Below are 17894 nucleotides of genomic sequence, written 5' to 3'. Positions count from 1 at the left end.
GCGTTCGGCGCTCGCTATTACCCTTGGTAACTGAGCGGTCGGTCAGTAATTTAAGCTAGTATAATCCACATCACAATTTCTTGAAAGGGTAATCATGCAACAGGAACCGTGGAAGATACAGCTGGGGGAGTTGGATAAGAAGCTCGGGGTGGTTGTGCTCGAGGAATCGGCCGAGAGAGTAGTGGCCACCATGCCCGTGGCGGGCAATACCCAATCCTTCGGACTGCTCCACGGCGGTGCCATGGCTTGCTTAGCAGAGGCAGTGGGCAGTTGGGCTGCTGTCGTTCATGCCTCCAGCCTGGGGAAAGTAGCAGTAGGGGTCGACATCAACGCCACCCACCACGCCTCTGGGCGCTCAGGAGTTGTCACCGCCACCGCCACAGCGATTCACCTCGGGCGCACACTGTGCAGCCACGAGATCATCATCGTCGACGAGGCGGGCAAGCGGCTTTGCACCGCGCGAATTACCAATGCCGTGGTGGAAAGGAAGGGGTAGATCTCTGGGTATCATCTGAGAACAGAGTCGATGCCATTAGGCGTCCACGAGGGTTATGCTTCAAAAATAGCTACAGGAGATATTTTTGAAGCGAATCAGAGATAAGTCACCAGGGACTGCTCCGGGTCCTCCGCAGCATTAACGGTGATATACGGACAGTCGCGTACCTCGAAGCGGTTGTCTTCGCCTCTCAGTCGAATCCGCCAACAGCCGGAGGTGTTTTTATAGGGCACTTACCGCGTCCACAACTGCCTAAACGCGGGATCGTGCAGCAATTCCTGCACAGTGGAGACCAGAGATTCAGAAGCTACCTGCGTGACCAGCTTCATGTGCACCAACCCGATGACCTCTGCTGCTTTATCGCGCCAGTCCACATAGACCTTCCGGCTATACTGCCGGTGCTGACGAGAAAACATGTAATCCACAGTGACAACTCGCTGGGTGCTGAAGCATTGCCCGGGAACAAGATTGCCTTCGAGGCGGCGTCGGGAAGCACAAGATTGAGGTCACGATCGAGGATGTGCCGCATGGTCGCCTCCGGGAAATGGGACGCGACCTCGCCGAGAGTAGCCCGAGCGTTGTGGCGATCGCGCTCATCCGTCCGCGCCTCGAATGGTGCCTCCTCCTCAAAGAGCAAGCTTAGGTAGCGGCGGTCCAAGGCGCTCAGGCGTAGTGCCTTTATGATGGAGTTCAGCACCGATGGGGATGGATTGAGCATCCGGCCCTGCTTAAGCTTGACGTAGTAGTCGAAGCTGATTCTTGCAGCCCAGGCGACTTCCTCGCGGCGCATCCCTGCGACTCTGCGGTCCCCGACGGGGTCGAAAGCCGGGGAGCAAGCATCCGGATCGATGCGGGCGCGCCGCGTTCGAAGAAACCCTGCCACGGCATCTTTGCGGTAATTCGCCAGGTCAGGGATTGATACCGTTAATCGCCCCTAGGCCAGTGCTTTAAGCACGGCGTGGTTGAATGCCTGAAGATCAGCAGGTGTTCGCGAGGTGATGAGACTAAAGCCATTCGTAGTGTCCACGCAGACCTCCTCATCCACCCAAGAGCCACCCGCGTTGGTGATGTCCACGGCTAGTGCCGGATAGGAGGTAAGAGTCTTGCCAACGATAAGGTCAGCGTTTACCAGCAACCACGGTCCATGACATATCGCAGCAATGGGGATGCCCGCCGCGGCCGCGTCCTTCACAATGCGCAGAGCATCTGAATCCGTGCGCAACGCATCAGCGTTGAGGGTGCCGCCGGGGATCACAACGATATCGTAATCGGACGCGGTGACCGCACCGAGAGTGCTATCACTGTCCACCAACGGACCTGCGGTTTTGTCGCCGCGCAGTGTCTGAATCTCATTGCCATCGACCGATGCAACGGTAGTTGTCACCCCGGCTTCTTTCAGTGTCTGGAGGGGCGTGAGGAGTTCGTCGGTTTCGGTGCCGTAGTTCGTGGTGATGATCAGCGAGTTAGTCATATACCTTCCTTTATATCTCTACTTCTGGCTTTCCACCGGCGTATAAGGTTCGATGTCATAGGCGGTTTGGACGAGAGCCGGGCGGGTGCCGTCATTAACTGTCCGCGACCATTCGCCGTTCATCTGCGCCTTGATGTCATCGACTGTGTGCGCTGGGAGCACGTGCCGGTAGGCGGTGTCGACACCGGTGAGAACGTCGATGCTGACCTTGATGACCTCCTCAGGATCGAACTGTTCATGCGGGAAGTGGAGCTTGTCATAGTCAAAGAGCCGGGTGGAGGGATTGTCATCCCAGGACTTGAACTCCTCGAACATCGTATCGTTGAAGCCAGTGAGGAAAGGACCGGGATTAATCGTCGCGACCTTCACGCCGAACTCGGCGAGTTCCTGGTCGAGGGCGTCGGCGAAAGCCTCCACCGCGTGCTTGGATCCTGCGTAGGCGCCAGTGAAAGGATCGACGGTCAGCCCGGCGACCGAGGACATGAATACGATGCGGCCCTTCTTCTTTTCAACCATGTGCTTTGCTATGCCCTGGGTGAGCAACACTGGTCCGAAGACATTGACCTCGAATTGGTGGCGGATGACCGCGGCGGGCAGGTCCACCGTGGAACCGCCTTCCGAGATGCCGGCGTTGTTTAATAGGACGTCGATGTCCCAGGACAGTGCTTTGCGACGGTCGCCTTCGTCGGTGACATCAAGTTTTTCCACTCTGAGTTCTACACCGCGCTCGTGAGCCTCAGCGCGCAGTGTATTTACTTGGGCGATGATCTCTACGCCCGCAATGACGTCGTGGCCCTGTTCGGCGAGTCGCAGTGCGATCTCCTTGCCAAAACCGCTTCCGGCTCCGGTGATCAAGTAGGTATCTGACATGTCTGTGCTCTCTTTCATGGTAATTGTCTCTGCTCCCGTGTTCGTGCTTCTGCTCTTGTTTCTTGTGTCCACCGGCATTTGCCGGCTCTTCCGGTTTTGGGGTGGTTTTATTGGTCAGCACCGAGCCCGATCATTCAGGATAGGTCGGATGGCTTTGCTATTGCACTGCCAAGTTCTGGCGAGGCGGCCCGTCTGTGGATAACCGCACCGGGCCTGGTGGGTTATCCACAGTTTCCTTACTGGGTGCGGGTTGGGGATTGTCGTACCGCGTGGCGGTGCCTTAGCGTGACGGGCATGGGCTTGCAGGAGTATTTCGCACAACTTAGCCGGGGTGTTGACCTCGTAGCCGAGTGCTCGGGGCTATCTGCCCCAGACCTTGAGAAGATGGGGGCTAGCACACAGGATGCCGCCGAGCTTATAAGCCTGCACGCCATCTACTTCGGCTCCACGCCTTATACGGGCAAGCAACGCTTAGCTGTTGACGCTGCCAGGCGCAACGGACACACCCTGAGCACCCTGCGCCACATCGAATCCTTTACCCGCCGCGTTCAAGGACGCCTGGCGGCGTGGAACCTGCGCGTAGAGCTATGCGCCACCTCCAGCGAGCAGGTTACTGCGGTAGCCAGGCGCCGGCTGCGCGAGATGCGTATCCCCCGCCAGTACACCGAGCGTGTACTGCTGCGCCAGCACCCCAACGGGCTGGCCACCTTGACAGTGACCGGCAATGGGTTAGATATGGCAGATGCCTTCCGAACCATCGACCAGCAGCATCCGGGTAAGAGTTTTATCGCCCGCATGCTCGGCAAGGCAGGCGCGGCCCCGGCTGCGCGTACTCGGGTGACGACCATGGCAGTCCTCCAGTTGGAGGACTACGGGAAGCTTGTACGCCGCGAGCGCGATGATGTGCTGGTGCGCACCACTAGTGGGACTGTTATCACCGGCGCGCAGCTTGTAGAACGCGCCTGCGCCAACGAAGGGCTTATCACGATCATCAGCCGTACACACGGGCCGGTGGACTTGTACCGCTGTGAGCGCTTCGCCTCAACAAAACAGCGCACGATGCTCGCAGCAGAGCACCCCACGTGTGCATGGCCGGGCTGTAACATCCCGGCAGAGCGGGGGCAGTTCCACCATCTCACACCGTGGAGTCATGGTGGGGAGACTAACGTTGTCAACCTGGTGACCTTGTGTAGCTACCACAACGGCATCAATGACGACGATCCGAATGCGCCACCACGGCGCGGGCGCCTTACCCGACAGGGCGGGACAGTAGTCTGGCAGCCCCCGCAAACGCACTAGCCGTTAGGTCAACACCGCCTAACGGCGACTTCCGGCACCCCAAAACAAACCCCAGCGGGCAAGCGGGCAGGACTGTGACTGTGCGGTGGAGATGATCCCGGAAAATACCGACAAGGGACTCGCTTTTTGCCTACCACTCCCACCACGCACTCCAAAACCGGAAGAGTCCATCTACCGGTGCTCCGCCACCGCGGCGGCGCACTGCGCAATCGTGCTGTCCTGTTCCTGGGAGCCGCCGCTTATCCCGACGGCTCCGACGACCTCTCCGTCGACGATGAGGGGGACGCCTCCGGCGAATACCAAGACCCGGCCACCACCGCTAAGAGCCATGCCCCAGAATTGTCCGCCCGGTTGGGAATCCTCAGCGAGATCGCCGGTGGCAGAGCGGAAGAAAGCGGCGGTGTGCGACTTGTCGACGGAGTGCTCGATACTCCCGAGCTGTGCGCCGACCATCCGCGCATGAGCGATGAGATTGCCGCCCGCGTCCGCCACAGCGATGTTGCTCGGCGAGCCAATCCTCGTGGATGCCGCGATGCCTGCTTCGATGATGCGCTGAGCGTCGTCGAGCGTGAGCGTAGTTTGTGTTTTCACGATCTGGTTACCTCCTTTTCGGTTGCAGCACCCAGTATGCTTCGCCTTGCGAAGCCCTGTCGTGGTACTGCTAGTACCACCCAGCCTGAGCCCCAGCCTTAGCTAGGAGTAGTCATAGAAACCCGCCCCAGACTTGCGGCCCAGTTCGCCGCGGGCGACTTTATCGCGGAGCAGTTGCGGTGGGGAGAAGCGTTCTCCGAGCTGGGATTCTAGGTATTCGGCGATGCCGAGGCGCACGTCGAGTCCCACGATATCGGTGAGCTCCAGGGGGCCGATGGGGAACTTATAGCCCAGCACCATGGCGTTGTCGATGTCGCGCGGGGAGGCCACGCCCTCCTCGACCATGCGGATGGCCTCCAAGGCGATGGCGACGCCTAGGCGCGAAGAGGCAAAGCCGGGGGAGTCACGGACCACCACGGCGGTTTTGCCCAGCGCGGCCACCCACTGCTTGGCCTTGTCTACCAACTCCGGCGGGGTGGACTGCGCCACCACGACCTCAACGAGGAGGGAGGAGGGTACGGGGTTGAAAAAGTGCAGGCCAATGACGTCATTGTCCACGCACTGGGCTAGATCCGAGACGGATAGGGAAGAGGTATTGGTGGCGATGACCGCTGCGGGTGCGGCCGCCGCGATGGAGGCAAAGGCGGAGTTCTTGAGTTCCAGGGACTCCGGCACCGCCTCCACCACCAGGGGCGTCGCAGCAAAGTCCGCGGTATCGGTGCTCAGCGTGAGGCGGGAGGCCCAGGTGGCGAAGGTGCCTTCCGCCCCGCGGTCGAGCGAGCCCTGGATAGCCTTTTCTATGCGTCCGCGCGCAGCGGCGAGGGCGGCGTCGTTAATGTCAACCACAGTGACGTGAGCGCCGGCCGCGAGGAAAGCGTGCGCGATACCGGTGCCCATGCGTCCGCCACCCAGGACGCCGACGGCGGGGGGAACGCTGGCGTGTGCTTCATTCATGGGTTTTCTCCTTGGTTAATTCTGGGCTAGTTCTGATTTAGTTCTGCTAGCGCTCTGCTAGCTCTTGCCGCGGCCGTCGAGGAAGGCCTGCATGCGGTCGAACTTGGCGTCTGATTCAAAAAGTACGGCTTGGGCGATGTTATCGGCCACGGGATGCGCGGATTCGGGCACTTCCAGGAGCTGCTTGCTCAGGCGCACCGCCAGCGGATCTAACTGGGCAATGCGCCGTGCCAGGGCCTCGGCACCAGCCTGCAGTTCTACTGGGGGATGTAGCTCGCTGACCAGCTGTGCCGCCAGGGCTTCGTTTCCGTCGAGAACACGCCCGGCGAGCAGAATCTCCTTGGCCAGGGGCATGCCCACAGTATTTTTTAGCCGCCACAGCGCGCCCGCGCCGGCAATGATCCCCAGGTTGGCCTCGGGTTGGCCAAAGCGGGCCTGCGGGGTGGCTACCCGGAAGTCCGCGGCCAGGGCCAGCTCCAGGCCGCCGCCCAGGGCAAAGCCGTCGATGGCGGCGATAACTGGGGCGGGAAGCGCGGCTATGCGTTGGAAGAGGCCAGAGTTGATTCCGCGCAGGGCATCCTCGCGGCGGCGCTCGCGCAGCTCCGAGATGTCTGCCCCGGAGGCGAAGATGCCGCGCGGGCCACGTGAGGTCTGCGCCACGCAGCCGGTGATGATGAGAATCTGGGGTTCGCGCTCTAAGTGGGCGCAGAGTTCGTGGAGCTCGGAGACCATCTTCTCATCGATGGCGTTGCGCACCTCGGGCCGGTTGAGCCTGGCGAGCACCCATTCTTCTCCCTGGACTATGTCAATTGCGTGGCTCATCTCATACCCTTTCTATAGCAATGGCGGTGCCTTCGCCTACACCCACACACATGGTGGCGATGCCGCGGTTAACATCCGCGTCCTCAAGGCGGCTGAGCAGCGTGAGCACGAGGCGCGAGCCCGAGGAACCCAGCGGGTGCCCCAGTGCAATGGCCCCGCCCCAGGCATTGACCCTGTTCTCATCGAACCCGAGCTCCCGGATACACGCCAGCGATTGGGAGGCAAAGGCCTCGTTGAGTTCGATGGCGTCGACGGAGTCTAGTTCCCAGCCGGCGCGCTCGAGGACCTGGCGGGTGGCGGGGATAGGGCCGGTGCCCATGATCTCCGGGCTCACCCCGCGGGCAGAATTGGCTACCACACGGGCGCGCGCCACAAGCCTATGCTTGGCGACGGCCGCCTCCGAGGCCACGATGACACACGAGGCGCCGTCGTTCAGCGCGGAGGCATTGCCCGCGGTGGTGACATCTCCCAAGGAGGTGACGGGGCGCAGCGCGGCAAGCGCCTCGGAGGAGGTATCGCGGCGCGGGCCCTCATCGGTATCGACCACCGTGACTGCTCCCTTGCGGCCTGTGACCTCGATGGGCACGATTTCACGGGCGAACTTCCCGGCATCGATGGCGGCTACTGCGCGCTGATGGGAACGCAAGGCAAAGGCATCGGCCTCGCTGCGGCTAATGCCGAAGACGCGGGCGACCTCCTCGGCCGTCTCCGGCATCGAATAGGTGGCCTTGTCCTGTGCCAAGAAGGCGGGGTTGGGAAAACGCCAGCCAATGGAGGTGTCGTAGATCTCGCCGGGCCGGGCGAAAGCCGTTGTCGGTTTGGCCATGACCCACGGCGCACGTGACATGGATTCCACGCCCCCAGCCACGACGATTTCCGCCTGCCCGGATTCCACGAGCGCGGTGGCTAGGGCGATGGAGGACATTCCGGAGGCGCACAGGCGGTTGACCGTCAAGCCCGGAACCGTGTCGGGGAAGCCCGCCAGCAGCCAGGCCATGCGCGCCACGTTGCGGTTTTCCTCGCCCGCACCGTTGGCGTTGCCAATGATGACCTCGTCGACGAGGGCGGGATCGATTCCCGCGCTATCGACGGTCTTCTTGATCGTCGCCGCGATGAGATCGTCGGGGCGCACGCTCGATAGCGCGCCGCCATAACGCCCGACGGGAGTGCGGAAACCGGAAACGAGAAAAGCGTGGTTAGTCATCTAAGCTCCTTTGAAATGGGGGGTGCGCTTGGCGTTGAAGGCGGCAAAACCCTCAAGGTAATCCTCAGTGCTGCACAGTTTGCCCTGCACGATATTCTCTGCCTCTACGCTGCTCCATAGGCCAACGCCGTGATCGCGTAAGTCTTGGACGAGCGCGCGGCTGGCCAGGTAAGATAGCGTGGCACCGCGTGCGGCGCGCCGGGCGGTCTCGCGGCTAAACTCCACTAGCTCGGCCGCAGGCAGGGCCTTGGAGAACAGCCCCGCCCGCACCGCCTCCAGCCCGGAGATGAGTTCCCCGGTGATGATGAGATCCATCGTGCGGTGGGTGCCAAGCCGCTCGACAAAAAGCGAGTGCCCGCCGGAATCGAGCGTGGCCCCGAGGTTGCCAAAGGGCGAGCCAAAGGAGGCATCCTCGGCGACATAAACCACATCGCAGGCCAGCGCGAGACCCAGGCCCACGCCCAGACAGGGGCCGTGGACGGCGGCGAAGGTGGGTGCGGGGAAGTCATCTATCTGCTTGAGAAGCGGCGTGACCTCGGTGGCGAGGAAGGCGGTGGCATCATCCTCGCGTGGGTCAAGGCCCTTGATGTTGCGGCCCGCACAAAAGCCCTTGCCCTCCCCGCGCAGCAGGAGGGCGCGGGGCTTTTCCTCGGCAGCGCGGCTCAGCACCGCGGAGAGCTCTGCGATGTCTGCGGAGTTCAGCGCGTTGAGGGAGCGCGGATTATTAAGGACTATTTCCGCGACCGTTCCGCCGAGGTTATTCGGGGCGCTATCCGGTGCGGGAGGGAGGAAGTTGAGGTCGATCACGAGGCGAGTTTCTCCTTAGGGATACTGGTGTAGGCGTCCTGGTTTAGGCGTCGAAGTCGAGGACTACGCGCGGGGTGGTGGGGTGGGATTGGCAGGTCAGGACGTAGCCAGCAGCCAGCTCATCGGCCTCGAGGGCATAGTTCTCATCCATCTCCACCTCGCCCTCGATGACCTTGGCGCGGCAGGTGCCGCATACGCCTCCGGCGCAGGCGAAGGGAACATCGGAGCGGACCCGCAGAGCGGCGTTGAGCAGCGACTCGTGGGCGGAAACCGGTGAGGCCACCGAGGCCGAAAGCCCGTCGAGTGTGAAGGAGATTTCCGTGTTTTCTCCCTCCGGGTCTGCCTCGACGCTGCGCCCGGTCTGGCTCTGGGTGCCGGTGGGCTTTCCGGTGGTAAAAAGCTCGTAGCGCACCGCAGCCTTGTCTACTTCGCGCTGGGAAAGCTCGTCCCGGACTAACTGCACCAGTTCGAAGGGGCCGCATAAGAACCACTCGTCCACGTTTTCGGTGCGCACGACATTATCTAGCAGCATTTGGAGCTTCTCCGCATCGATGCGGCCGGAGAAGAGGGGATTGACGCGCTGCTCGCGCGAGAGCACGTGGTGTACCGCAAAGCGGGTGGGGTACTTGTCTTTGAGGTCGCCGATTTCCTCGGCGAACATGACTCCCGCCCCGCTCCGGTTGGCAAAGATGAGTTCAAAGGTGGCGCCGCTCGATTGCGAGAGCACGGTCTGGGCGATGGCCATGATCGGCGTGATGCCCGAGCCTGCGGCAATGGCCACTAGGTGCGGGTGGTCGATGCTGTCCAGGCCCTCCTTCACTGCCTGGGGGTTATTCAATCCGGTGATATGCGTATTGGAGATGAAGGCGCCTTGGGGATTCATCACGTCTATCTCAAAGCCTGGCTTGAGCTCATCATTAGCCCAAGAGGAAAAGAGCCCGCCCCGGTCACGCTTGATGGCGACGCGGATCTGCCCGTTGCCCGGGACATCGCAGATGGAATAGGAACGGCGCAGCTCCTGGCCTTCAATCGTGGCGCGCAGGGCGACGTATTGGCCGGGGATGTAGTCATAGTCCTCGCGCAGGTGCTCGGGGACGGCGAGGGAGACCTCGACGGAATCGGCGGTAAGCTTCCTTACCTCGGTGACGCTAAGGGTATGGAAGGTGGCTTTCTTCCGGGCGGGGATGGTGGTGGGAGAAGTCATTAGTGCACCTTGAAGTAGTCGAAGGGCTCCAGGCAGTCGCGGCAGCTATACAAGGCTTTGCAGGAGGTGGAGCCAAATTGGGCGAGGGTATGAGTGCGGCTCGAGCCGCAGTGTGGGCAGGGCACAACCGGTGGCGGCCCGAGGCGCAGCGGGACGGGGCCGCCGGAACCGGCGCGCGAGCGTCCCGTGGGAGGTGCGATTCCATAGTCGAGCAGGTTCTGCTTGCCACGCTCGGTGATCCAGTCGGTGCTCCACGCCGGGTGCAGCACTAGCTCGACGCGGGCATTTGCGTACCCGGCGCGCTCTAGCGCGCCTAGAATATCGGCGGTGATGGTTTCCATAGCTGGGCAGCCCGAGTAGGTGGGGGTGATGGTCACGACCGCCTGCTCACCCTCGAGCCGGGCCCCGCGCAGGATGCCGAGATCCGCAATCGAAATCACCGGGATCTCCGGGTCTGGAACCTGAGCGGCGATGTCCCAGATGGCGGCCTCTGCCTGCGCGGTGGGGCGCAGCGCGTGGGCAGAGGGGAGGTTGGTGGGCATAGAGGGCCTCCTTACTATCAGGTTCACCAGGTGGCGCCGGGATGCTGGCGCGCTAGTGATTGCATCTCGGCCAGGATGAAGCCACGTTGCTCGGAAAAGGCGCCGGTGCGCTGTCCGGAACGCGCCTGCTTGACATCAGGAATGGAAAGGCCAGCCGCATCGAGTACCCGGGCGATGGATGCATCGAAGTCTGCGCGCAACGTCGAGGGCAAGACTGCCTCGCCGGACTGCGCCAGCTGCTCATGAATCGGCAGATCCTCGAAGAGCTCTGCGAGATAGGGCCACATGTAATTAAGGCCCTCCCTCATCCGGCGCTGCGATTCCTCGGTACCTAGCCCCAGGCGCAAGACCCACTGATTGGCGTGATCGACGTGGTACTCCACTTCCCGGATTGCCTTGGCGGCGATGGCGGTCAGCGTCGCGTCGGTGGAGTTGAGCAACGCGGAGTAGAGGCCGTACTGATAGTGGGAGAAAAGCAGTTGGCGCGCGATGGTCTGGGCGAAGTCGCCATTGTCCTGCTCCACGAGCCGGCAAGAACGGAACTCCTCCTCGTTGCGGAAATAGGCAATGTCATCCTCGCTGCGCCCAGTGGCGGTGCCCGAATAGGTGAAGAAGAAGCGGGCGTGGCCGAGCAAGTCGAGGGCGATATTGCCCAAAGCGATATCCTCTTCCATCTCTGGGGCACGCGAGATCCACCAGCCGAGTCTTTGGGAGAGGATGAGTGCGTCGTCGCCAAGCAGGGTTGCGTACTCCGCCACTTGCGGCGTTGCCTGGGCAGTGGTGGCGGCGAGCTCCTCGGCGGTGAGCGCGTTGCCTTGAGAATGCTTGGTGGCCGAATCGGCGCTGGCGAATCCGCTCATAGGTGCGGTACCCCCTCGGACTTGTCGTAGTAGGTGGCGTGGCGGTAATTCTTGCCCTGCGGGGACTCGAAGAAGCCGCCCTTGGAATCAGGATCCGAGGTGGAGACCGCGGAGGTGGGGACCACCCACACTGAGGTGCCCTCGTTGCGGCGGGTATAGAGATCGCGGGCGTTGCGCAGCGCCATGGTGGCATCCGGGGCGTGCAGTGAACCGGCGTGGACGTGGGAGAGGCCGCGGGAGGAGCGAACAAAGACCTCCCACATGGGCCACTGGTTTTCAGGCATGGTTTTCCTTAACTATTAGAAGCGTTCAAGAACTGGGGGAACTCTCAGGCCGAAAGGGCCGAATCCACCTGTTGGTACTTCTCCGCGTAGGCAGCGGCGGCCTCGCGGACCCAGGCGCCGTCGGCGTGGGCCTGGCGCCGGCGCTGCATGCGCTGAACGTTGCAGGGGCCCTCGCCGCGGATGGCGGCTTTGAACTCTTTCCAGTCCAATTCGCCGAAGTCATAGTGGCCGCGTTCCTCGTTCCACTTCAGCTCTGGATCCTCGAAGTGGAGGCCCAATGCTTCCGCCTGCGGGACTATCATGTCGACGAAGCGTTGGCGCAGCTCATCGTTGGAAAAGCGCTTGATCTTCCACTCCATGGATTGGCGGGAGTTGGGTGAGTCATCATCGGGGGGACCGAACATCTGCAGGGCTGGGCCGTAGAAGCGGTTGATGGCCTCCTGTGCCATCTGTTTCTGGGCGGCGGTGCCATTGGCGAGCTCATAGAGGATCTCCCAGCCTTGACGCTGGTGGAAGGATTCCTCCTTGCACACCCGCACCATGGCCCGGCCGTAGGGGGCATAGGAGGCGCGGCACAGCGGCACCTGGTTGCAGATGGCGGCGCCATCCACCAGCCAACCAATGGCGCCGATGTCGGCCCAGGTGCGCGCCGGGTAGTTGAAGATGGAGGAGTACTTGGCGCGGCCGTCGAGGAGCTGTTCCACCAGCTCATCGCGAGTGGTGCCGAGGGTTTCCGCGGCGGAGTAGAGGTAGAGCCCGTGCCCGGCCTCATCCTGGACTTTGGCCATGAGGATGGCCTTGCGCTTGAGGGAGGGCGCGCGCGAAATCCAGTTGGCCTCCGGCTGCATGCCGATGATCTCCGAGTGCGCGTGTTGGGAGATTTGCCGGGTCAGGGTCTGGCGGTAGGCCGCGGGCATCCAATCGCTGGGCTCGATACGGGAATCGGCGGCGATGAGTTCGTCGAAGTGGGCTTGGGGTGTCTGGGGTTCTAGGTTGTGCTGGGCGCTTGGCGATGTCGCCTTCTTGCCCGAGTGGTGAGAAGTCATGGCAGTGGCTCCTTAACCTTCCTGGGGAGTGGAGGGTAGTGAGCTTAAAGAACTGGCTCACTTACTGAATGGTTGGTCAGTTTATGGGATAAGTGTGACTCACGTCAAGTGTTCTTGTGAGGTGGGTCTAATCTTTTGCTTGCTATGTCCGGTTGCGGCGCGCTAACGTGTGCCGCGCTGTGAGGGGATGACCCGGAAGGTTCCGCGGAACTCGGCGATGGACTCGCCCTCCACGGTGAGGGAGACATCAACCACCCCATTTCGTCCCCAGGACTGGCGGGTGATGGCGACGCCTTCGACGGTGTCGCCCTCCCAGGCGGGGGAGATGTAGTGAATGGAGTTGTGCGCGGCGACGGCCATCTCCCCGGGGGAGTTGCAGGCGCCGGCGAAGAGCGAATCGGCGAAGGTGTACAAGAATCCGCCCTGTGCCGTCCCGTGCCCGTTGCACATCTCGGGGCGGATTCTAAAGCGGCCTTCGCAGCGGCCGAGTTCGAGCGCGGTGATCTCCGCGCCGATGTGGGCGGTGGCGCGATCCTCTTCAAACATGCGCCTGACGTGGGACAAGGCGGGATCTGCGGCGACGCCGGGTTGCAAGATGGAAGTCATGAGTGCTCCTGGAGGTGACTGGGCTGACTGCCTCGCTCAAGGCCTGAGGCACAGCGCTACTCATGAGGAAATGCGGGTGTGGTGAGAAATGATTCTAACCATTGCTGCGCGGGTCTGCTTGAATGGGTGGGGTGACTACCGTGAATCCCACCTCCCAGCGTGGCCGCCCCGGCTACTCCCGCGATGACGTGATTCGCGCCGCCGTCCGCGCTTTTAACTCCCGCGGTTATGATGCCACCTCCATGGGGCATGTGGCGCAAGACCTGGGGATTTCCAAGTCTGCTTTGTATCATCACATCACCTCCAAGGAGGAGATCCTCGAAGAGTCGGTGGCTTATGCGCTGAGCAACCTAGAGCAGGCCTTCCGGGACGTCGTCGCAGCAGATTTAACCCCGGGGGGGACGATCCGTCAGCTCATCTATGGCTCGGTGGCCGTCTTGTGTGCCGATGCGGAATCCGTGACGCTCTTGTTGCGCCTGCGTGGAAACTCCGAGGTAGAGCTGCGTGCCTTGAGCCGGCGCCGCGAGCTCACGCGCTCAGTCATCCCGCTTATCGCTAAGGCCCAAGAAAGTGGCGAGATTCGTAGCGATATTAGCCCCGCGGTACTCACGCGCATGTGCTTTGGCCTGGTTAACTCCCTGGCGGACTGGTACGAGCCGGACGGTGAGCTCGGTCCGGAACAGATTGCGCAGGATGTCGTGGCGCTTCTTTTCGGTGGGCTCGACTCTCGGCGTTAGTTCCCTTCCACACTGCTCTAGTGCAAACTACGTGGGTACAAACTATGTGAGTGCGCACTAGGTGTGAGCAGCGGATTCTTTTTGAAATGTGGCGTGGATTAAAAAACTTCTAGAATTGTGTTGGCTATCACGTAACTTCCCTGTATTGTACGTCACATGATTTACCTGAACGAATGGTAAGTCAGTTTCCTCTAGCCGGATACCGTGCCGGCCTATCCAACTTTTCCCTGGCTGATTTATCCAGAGCACAACTTTCGAGGGAATGAGGGTGTGGACCTAACTTCTCCCGTACCGAAAGGCAACACCGTGACCGCAGTGTTTGATATTTTTTCTGATCATCACGGCCCGCAAATGGGCATCGAATACGCTTCCCGCGATGAGATCATCGCCCTGCAGACGCAGCGCGCGAAGAACGAGCTGCGTCACGCGTATTACAACGTCCCCCACTACAAGAAGGCATTCGACGAGGTGGGCGTCCACCCCGATGACTTCCGGGAACTGGCGGACTTTGCCAACTATCCTTTTACGGATAAGGAAACCCTGCGTACGGAATACCCCTTTGGAATGTTCGCGGTTGATCAACGCCAGGTTGCACGCATCCACGCCTCATCCGGCACTACCGGCCGACCGACCGTGGTGGGATACACCCAAAATGACGTGAAGATCTGGTCCGAACTAGTCGCCCGCTCCTTGTGCGCCGGCGGTATTCGGCCCAGCGATAAAGTCCAGATCACCTTTGGCTATGGACTCTTCACCGGAGGGCTCGGAGCGCACTACGGCGTTGAGCAACTAGGAGCCACCGCGATTCCTACTTCCGGCGGGCAAACCGAGCGGCAAATCCAGATCATGCAGGACTTCCAGCCAGATGCGATCCTCGGAACGCCTTCCTACATGCTCAACCTGCTGGATCGCATGCGCAAAGAAGGAATCGATCCGCGCGAGAGCTCGCTTAGGGCCGGCGTATTCGGCGCGGAGCCCTGGAGCGAAGGGATGCGCCGCGAGCTAGAAGCGGGCTTCGGTATCACCGCCACGGACATCTATGGCCTCTCCGAGGTCATGGGACCAGGCGTGGCCCAAGAGTGCGTGGAAACCAAGGATGGACTCACCGTGTGGGAGGACCACTTCTACCCGGAGATCATCGATCCGCAGACGCTACAGCCGGTCCCCGATGGGCAGTTTGGAGAGCTTGTTATCTCCTCGCTGACCAAGGAGGCTTTCCCCATCATCCGTTACCGCACGCATGATCTCACCCGCATTTTGCCGGGCACCGCTCGTTCCATGCGTCGCCTCGACCGCATCACCGCGCGTAACGATGACATGATCATCTTGCGTGGCGTCAACTGTTTCCCCTCGCAATTCGAGGAAATCATCACCGAACACCCCTCCCTGCGCCCGCGCTATCAATGTATTTTGTCTAAGCGGGGACGCATGGATCACCTAGAGATTATTGTTGAGCACAAGCCTGAGCTCTCGCTGGCCGAGATCGAGGATTCCACTCTGTGGTTACGTGCCCAGATCAAGAACCGCATCGGCATCACGGTTGGCGTGGATGTGGTGGAATCTGTCGATTCTGGCGAAGGCAAAGCCAAACGCATCATCGACAAGCGCGGCGACTAGCCACGCGGCACTTCAATGGCGGTTCCGTTTTTTCGGCAACGCAACGTACCGTACCGTCCCATCCCTGCACCCATAGAGAGAAGAAACCCTGTGTCTGCACCAGTCATAAGCCCCAAGAAAGACGGGCCCGGCATCACCTCAGAGCACAAGCGCGTGCTCGCGGGCTCCATGGTCGGCACCACCATCGAGTGGTTCGACTTCTTCATCTACGCCCAGGCCGCCGGCCTCATCTTTGCTTCCCAGTACTTCGACCCCGTAGCCAACGCTAATGCCTCGCTGGCCCAGATCATTTCCTGGGCCTCGCTGGGTATTTCCTTCCTCTTCCGGCCGCTCGGCGCAATTATCGCCGGCCACTTGGGTGACCGCATCGGGCGCAAGCCCGTGCTTGTCATCACCCTTTTCGGCATGGGCATGGCCACGATGCTCATGGGCCTTTTGCCCAACTACGCCGCCATCGGAATGGCCGCCCCCATCCTGCTGGTGGGCCTGCGCATCCTGCAGGGACTCTCCGCCGGCGGCGAGTGGGGTGGCGCGGCAATGCTCGCCGTCGAGCACGCTCCTTATAAGAAGCGCGGCCTCTTCGGTGCCTTCCCGCAGGTTGGCGTGCCCCTGGGTATGTTCCTGGCCACCATCTTCATGCTCATCCTCTCTGCTGTGTTGAGCACCGAGCAATTCGTGGCCTGGGGCTGGCGTATTCCCTTCCTCTCCTCGGTAGTGCTCATCGTCGTGGGCTACTTCATCCGCCGTGTGGTTGAGGAGTCCCCCGCCTTCGTCGAGCTCGAGCAGCTCAAGGAGAAGTCCTCGGCGCCGCTGGCCGTGCTCTTCAAGGAGCACTTTGGCACCGTGGTCAAGTGCGCGCTTATCTTCGCCGCCAATAACGCGGTGGGCTACTTCGTCATCGCCTACTTCACCTCCTATGGCACCAAGGTGGTGGGCTACACCCGCACCGACGCCCTCGCCGTCGCACTCGTTGCCTCGGTGGGTTGGTTCATCGGCACCTTGTACTTCGGCCACCTCTCCGACCGCGTGGGACGCAAGAAGATGTTCATCCTCGGCTACATCGCGCTTGCCGTGTGGGCAGTGCCGGTCTGGCTCGCAGTTGATTCCGCTAACCTGTTCATCTTCGGCGGCGCGGTAGTCATCCTGGGCCTCTTGTTGGGTGCGACTTATGGCCCGCAGTCCGCGCTTTATGCGGAGATGTTCCCCGTCCGCGTGCGTTTGTCCGGTGTATCCATTGGCTACGCCTTCGGCTCCATCATCGGCGGCGCCTTCGCCCCCATGATCGCCGAGATGCTCTACACGCAGTTCCAGACCTCCATGGCTATTGCCGCCTACGCCATCGGCATAACCTGTGTCTCCCTGATCGGCGTGGCCCTTATCCCCAAGGGCATTCAGGACCGCGACCTGCACGTCTAGCACGCGGCATCGTAAAGAAAGAAAGGCCCGGCAGCTGAGGGGAAAAGCTATTCCCTCAGCCGCTGGGCCTTGTCCCTGTGGTTGCCTTAGCTGATGGTGACCACGGTGCGCCCGTGGCGGGAACCGGCGAGCAGTTCCTTGCCTGCATCGATGACCTGGGGCAAGGCGATGGTCTCCGTAAAAGAATCAAGGACCTCCATGTCGAGCTTGGACGACAGCAGGCGCCAGGCCTCGTTGCGATAATCCAAGGGAGCATCGACCGAGTTCACTCCCGCAAGGGTGACATTGCGCAAGATGAAGGGCATGACGGAGGAGGGCAAGTCCGCGCCGGCGGCCATGCCTGTCGCGGCAACCACGCCTCCCCACTGCAACTGCGCTAGAACATTGGCCAAGACTGTCGAACCGGAAGTATCTACCGCGCCGGCGTAGTGGGCCTTCTGCAGCGGGCGGCCAGGCACGGCAAACTCGGCGCGGTCGATGACCTCCGCGGCGCCGATGCGGTGCAGATAGTCGCCGTGCTCTTGGACGCGACCGGTCAAAGCATGCACCTCGTAGCCCTTGTTGGCCAGGATATTGACGGCCACTGAGCCCACGCCGCCGGTGGCACCGGTGACCAAGATCGGGCCCTCGGGCACCTCGTGGGTGCTCAGCGCGTTGACACAGAGCGCGGCGGTATAGCCGGCGGTGCCAATGGCGGCGGCCTGCTCGGCGGTGAACTGCGCGGGGATAGCGACGGTGGCATAAGAGTTCACGCGCTGGGAATCCGTGTAGCCACCGTGGCGGAACTCGCCCAAGCCATCACCAAAGGAGGCCACGAGTGAGCCCACCGGCAGGCGCTCCACTGCGGAGCGCGCCACGGTTCCCACGATGTCGATGCCAGGCACCAAGGGATTTACCCGCATCACTCCCTTGTTTCCGTCGAGAGCCATCGCATCTTTGTAGTTGAGCGAGGAATGGGTGACGTCAACGAGGACGTCCCCCTCGTTGAGATAGGACCCCTCCTCAAAAGAGTGCGTGATGGTGTTGTCTGCATTACGGGTAACCAAAAGTGTGCTCATGGGCACCATC

General features: G+C 61.7%; 20 protein-coding genes. 5 read left to right on the top strand and 15 right to left on the bottom strand.

Translation table 11 applies throughout. From position 1 onward, the window contains the following. Positions 1-94: 94 nt before the first annotated feature. The gene (locus F4V60_RS11970) at positions 95-496 is read left to right on the top strand and encodes a PaaI family thioesterase (protein ID WP_075730785.1); all 402 of its coding nucleotides are present in this window, start codon (positions 95-97) and stop codon (positions 494-496) included. Between the two features lie 325 nt (positions 497-821). Here the strand turns inward: F4V60_RS11970 and F4V60_RS11965 are convergent, their stop codons facing one another. From F4V60_RS11965 to F4V60_RS11955, 3 genes are read right to left on the bottom strand one after another with little or no spacing between them, the layout of a single operon-like run. Continuing rightward, complete coding sequence (locus F4V60_RS11965) at positions 822-1379, bottom strand: helix-turn-helix domain-containing protein (RefSeq protein ID WP_075730784.1); 558 nt, start codon at positions 1377-1379, stop codon at positions 822-824. A gap of 51 nt (positions 1380-1430) precedes the next feature. Further along, entirely contained in the window at positions 1431-1967 is a 537-nt protein-coding gene (locus tag F4V60_RS11960) for a DJ-1/PfpI/YhbO family deglycase/protease (RefSeq protein ID WP_075730783.1), read from the bottom strand. Between the two features lie 18 nt (positions 1968-1985). Continuing rightward, complete coding sequence (locus F4V60_RS11955; protein WP_075730782.1) at positions 1986-2837, bottom strand: SDR family oxidoreductase; 852 nt, start codon at positions 2835-2837, stop codon at positions 1986-1988. A 294-nt stretch (positions 2838-3131) separates the two neighbouring features. On the opposite strand from F4V60_RS11955, the gene F4V60_RS11950 reads away from it, so the two are divergent. Beyond that, the gene (locus tag F4V60_RS11950; protein WP_075731375.1) at positions 3132-4136 is read left to right on the top strand and encodes an HNH endonuclease signature motif containing protein; all 1005 of its coding nucleotides are present in this window, start codon (positions 3132-3134) and stop codon (positions 4134-4136) included. A 171-nt stretch (positions 4137-4307) separates the two neighbouring features. Here the strand turns inward: F4V60_RS11950 and F4V60_RS11945 are convergent, their stop codons facing one another. From F4V60_RS11945 to F4V60_RS11895, 11 genes are all read right to left on the bottom strand, one after another. Then, the gene (locus tag F4V60_RS11945) at positions 4308-4730 is read right to left on the bottom strand and encodes a GlcG/HbpS family heme-binding protein (protein WP_373862526.1); all 423 of its coding nucleotides are present in this window, start codon (positions 4728-4730) and stop codon (positions 4308-4310) included. 99 nt (positions 4731-4829) lie between these two features. After that, positions 4830-5681 carry a 3-hydroxyacyl-CoA dehydrogenase family protein gene (locus tag F4V60_RS11940; RefSeq protein WP_075730780.1) on the bottom strand — a complete coding sequence of 284 codons (852 nt, stop codon included), beginning with the start codon at positions 5679-5681 and terminating at the stop codon, positions 4830-4832. Between the two features lie 57 nt (positions 5682-5738). Further along, a complete protein-coding gene (locus tag F4V60_RS11935; protein WP_075730779.1) occupies positions 5739-6503 on the bottom strand; it encodes an enoyl-CoA hydratase/isomerase family protein in 765 nt (254 codons plus the stop codon). Between the two features lies 1 nt (position 6504). Then, the gene (locus F4V60_RS11930) at positions 6505-7707 is read right to left on the bottom strand and encodes an acetyl-CoA C-acyltransferase (protein ID WP_075730778.1); all 1203 of its coding nucleotides are present in this window, start codon (positions 7705-7707) and stop codon (positions 6505-6507) included. After that, a complete protein-coding gene (locus F4V60_RS11925) occupies positions 7708-8511 on the bottom strand; it encodes an enoyl-CoA hydratase/isomerase family protein (RefSeq protein WP_141255965.1) in 804 nt (267 codons plus the stop codon). Between the two features lie 46 nt (positions 8512-8557). Then, on the bottom strand, positions 8558-9718 hold the full coding sequence (gene paaE, locus F4V60_RS11920; protein WP_075730777.1) for a 1,2-phenylacetyl-CoA epoxidase subunit PaaE: 1161 nt from the start codon (positions 9716-9718) through the stop codon (positions 8558-8560). Then, positions 9718-10260 carry a 1,2-phenylacetyl-CoA epoxidase subunit PaaD gene (gene paaD, locus F4V60_RS11915; RefSeq protein WP_075730776.1) on the bottom strand — a complete coding sequence of 181 codons (543 nt, stop codon included), beginning with the start codon at positions 10258-10260 and terminating at the stop codon, positions 9718-9720. Before paaD ends, paaE begins: the two co-directional genes overlap by 1 nt. 23 nt (positions 10261-10283) lie before the next feature. Beyond that, positions 10284-11120 (bottom strand): 1,2-phenylacetyl-CoA epoxidase subunit PaaC, encoded by an 837-nt coding sequence (paaC, locus tag F4V60_RS11910; RefSeq protein WP_075730775.1) that lies wholly within the window; start codon positions 11118-11120, stop codon positions 10284-10286. Further along, a complete protein-coding gene (gene paaB, locus F4V60_RS11905) occupies positions 11117-11404 on the bottom strand; it encodes a 1,2-phenylacetyl-CoA epoxidase subunit PaaB (protein WP_075730774.1) in 288 nt (95 codons plus the stop codon). Before paaB ends, paaC begins: the two co-directional genes overlap by 4 nt. A gap of 44 nt (positions 11405-11448) precedes the next feature. Continuing rightward, positions 11449-12450, bottom strand: a complete 1002-nt coding sequence (paaA, locus tag F4V60_RS11900; RefSeq protein WP_075730773.1) for a 1,2-phenylacetyl-CoA epoxidase subunit PaaA — start codon at positions 12448-12450, stop codon at positions 11449-11451. Positions 12451-12612: 162 nt separating this feature from the next. Continuing rightward, positions 12613-13056: a hotdog fold thioesterase gene (locus F4V60_RS11895; RefSeq protein ID WP_075730772.1), complete on the bottom strand. Its 444-nt coding sequence runs from the start codon at positions 13054-13056 to the stop codon at positions 12613-12615. Between the two features lie 122 nt (positions 13057-13178). Between F4V60_RS11895 and F4V60_RS11890 the strand changes: the two genes are divergently transcribed. From F4V60_RS11890 to F4V60_RS11880, 3 genes are all read left to right on the top strand, one after another. Next, entirely contained in the window at positions 13179-13793 is a 615-nt protein-coding gene (locus tag F4V60_RS11890; protein WP_075730771.1) for a TetR/AcrR family transcriptional regulator, read from the top strand. Positions 13794-14099: 306 nt separating this feature from the next. After that, on the top strand, positions 14100-15410 hold the full coding sequence (locus F4V60_RS11885; protein ID WP_075730770.1) for an AMP-binding protein: 1311 nt from the start codon (positions 14100-14102) through the stop codon (positions 15408-15410). A 90-nt stretch (positions 15411-15500) separates the two neighbouring features. Continuing rightward, on the top strand, positions 15501-16826 hold the full coding sequence (locus F4V60_RS11880) for an MFS transporter (RefSeq protein WP_373862524.1): 1326 nt from the start codon (positions 15501-15503) through the stop codon (positions 16824-16826). Between the two features lie 86 nt (positions 16827-16912). On the opposite strand, the gene F4V60_RS11875 is transcribed toward F4V60_RS11880, so the two are convergent. After that, positions 16913-17893 carry an MDR family oxidoreductase gene (locus tag F4V60_RS11875; protein WP_174775534.1) on the bottom strand — a complete coding sequence of 327 codons (981 nt, stop codon included), beginning with the start codon at positions 17891-17893 and terminating at the stop codon, positions 16913-16915. Position 17894 lies beyond the last annotated feature (1 nt).

This window comes from Corynebacterium flavescens, from assembly GCF_008693105.1.
Classification (GTDB): Bacteria; Actinomycetota; Actinomycetes; order Mycobacteriales; family Mycobacteriaceae; genus Corynebacterium; species Corynebacterium flavescens.
Note: the sequence above shows the minus strand (reverse complement) of the source record. Positions and strands in the feature narration are given on the sequence as shown.

Coding starts and splice junctions, on each gene's coding strand:
- F4V60_RS11890 (WP_075730771.1), top strand. CDS start 13,179: ATGGGTGGGGTGACTACCGTGAATCCCACCTCCCAGCGTGGCCGCCCC.
- F4V60_RS11970 (WP_075730785.1), top strand. CDS start 95: ATGCAACAGGAACCGTGGAAGATACAGCTGGGGGAGTTGGATAAGAAG.
- F4V60_RS11950 (WP_075731375.1), top strand. CDS start 3,132: ATGGGCTTGCAGGAGTATTTCGCACAACTTAGCCGGGGTGTTGACCTC.
- F4V60_RS11895 (WP_075730772.1), bottom strand. CDS start 13,056: ATGACTTCCATCTTGCAACCCGGCGTCGCCGCAGATCCCGCCTTGTCC.
- F4V60_RS11940 (WP_075730780.1), bottom strand. CDS start 5,681: ATGAATGAAGCACACGCCAGCGTTCCCCCCGCCGTCGGCGTCCTGGGT.
- paaC (WP_075730775.1), bottom strand. CDS start 11,120: ATGAGCGGATTCGCCAGCGCCGATTCGGCCACCAAGCATTCTCAAGGC.
- paaE (WP_075730777.1), bottom strand. CDS start 9,718: ATGACTTCTCCCACCACCATCCCCGCCCGGAAGAAAGCCACCTTCCAT.
- F4V60_RS11960 (WP_075730783.1), bottom strand. CDS start 1,967: ATGACTAACTCGCTGATCATCACCACGAACTACGGCACCGAAACCGAC.
- paaA (WP_075730773.1), bottom strand. CDS start 12,450: ATGACTTCTCACCACTCGGGCAAGAAGGCGACATCGCCAAGCGCCCAG.
- F4V60_RS11875 (WP_174775534.1), bottom strand. CDS start 17,893: ATGGTGCCCATGAGCACACTTTTGGTTACCCGTAATGCAGACAACACC.
- F4V60_RS11955 (WP_075730782.1), bottom strand. CDS start 2,837: ATGTCAGATACCTACTTGATCACCGGAGCCGGAAGCGGTTTTGGCAAG.
- F4V60_RS11935 (WP_075730779.1), bottom strand. CDS start 6,503: ATGAGCCACGCAATTGACATAGTCCAGGGAGAAGAATGGGTGCTCGCC.
- paaB (WP_075730774.1), bottom strand. CDS start 11,404: ATGCCTGAAAACCAGTGGCCCATGTGGGAGGTCTTTGTTCGCTCCTCC.
- paaD (WP_075730776.1), bottom strand. CDS start 10,260: ATGCCCACCAACCTCCCCTCTGCCCACGCGCTGCGCCCCACCGCGCAG.
- F4V60_RS11930 (WP_075730778.1), bottom strand. CDS start 7,707: ATGACTAACCACGCTTTTCTCGTTTCCGGTTTCCGCACTCCCGTCGGG.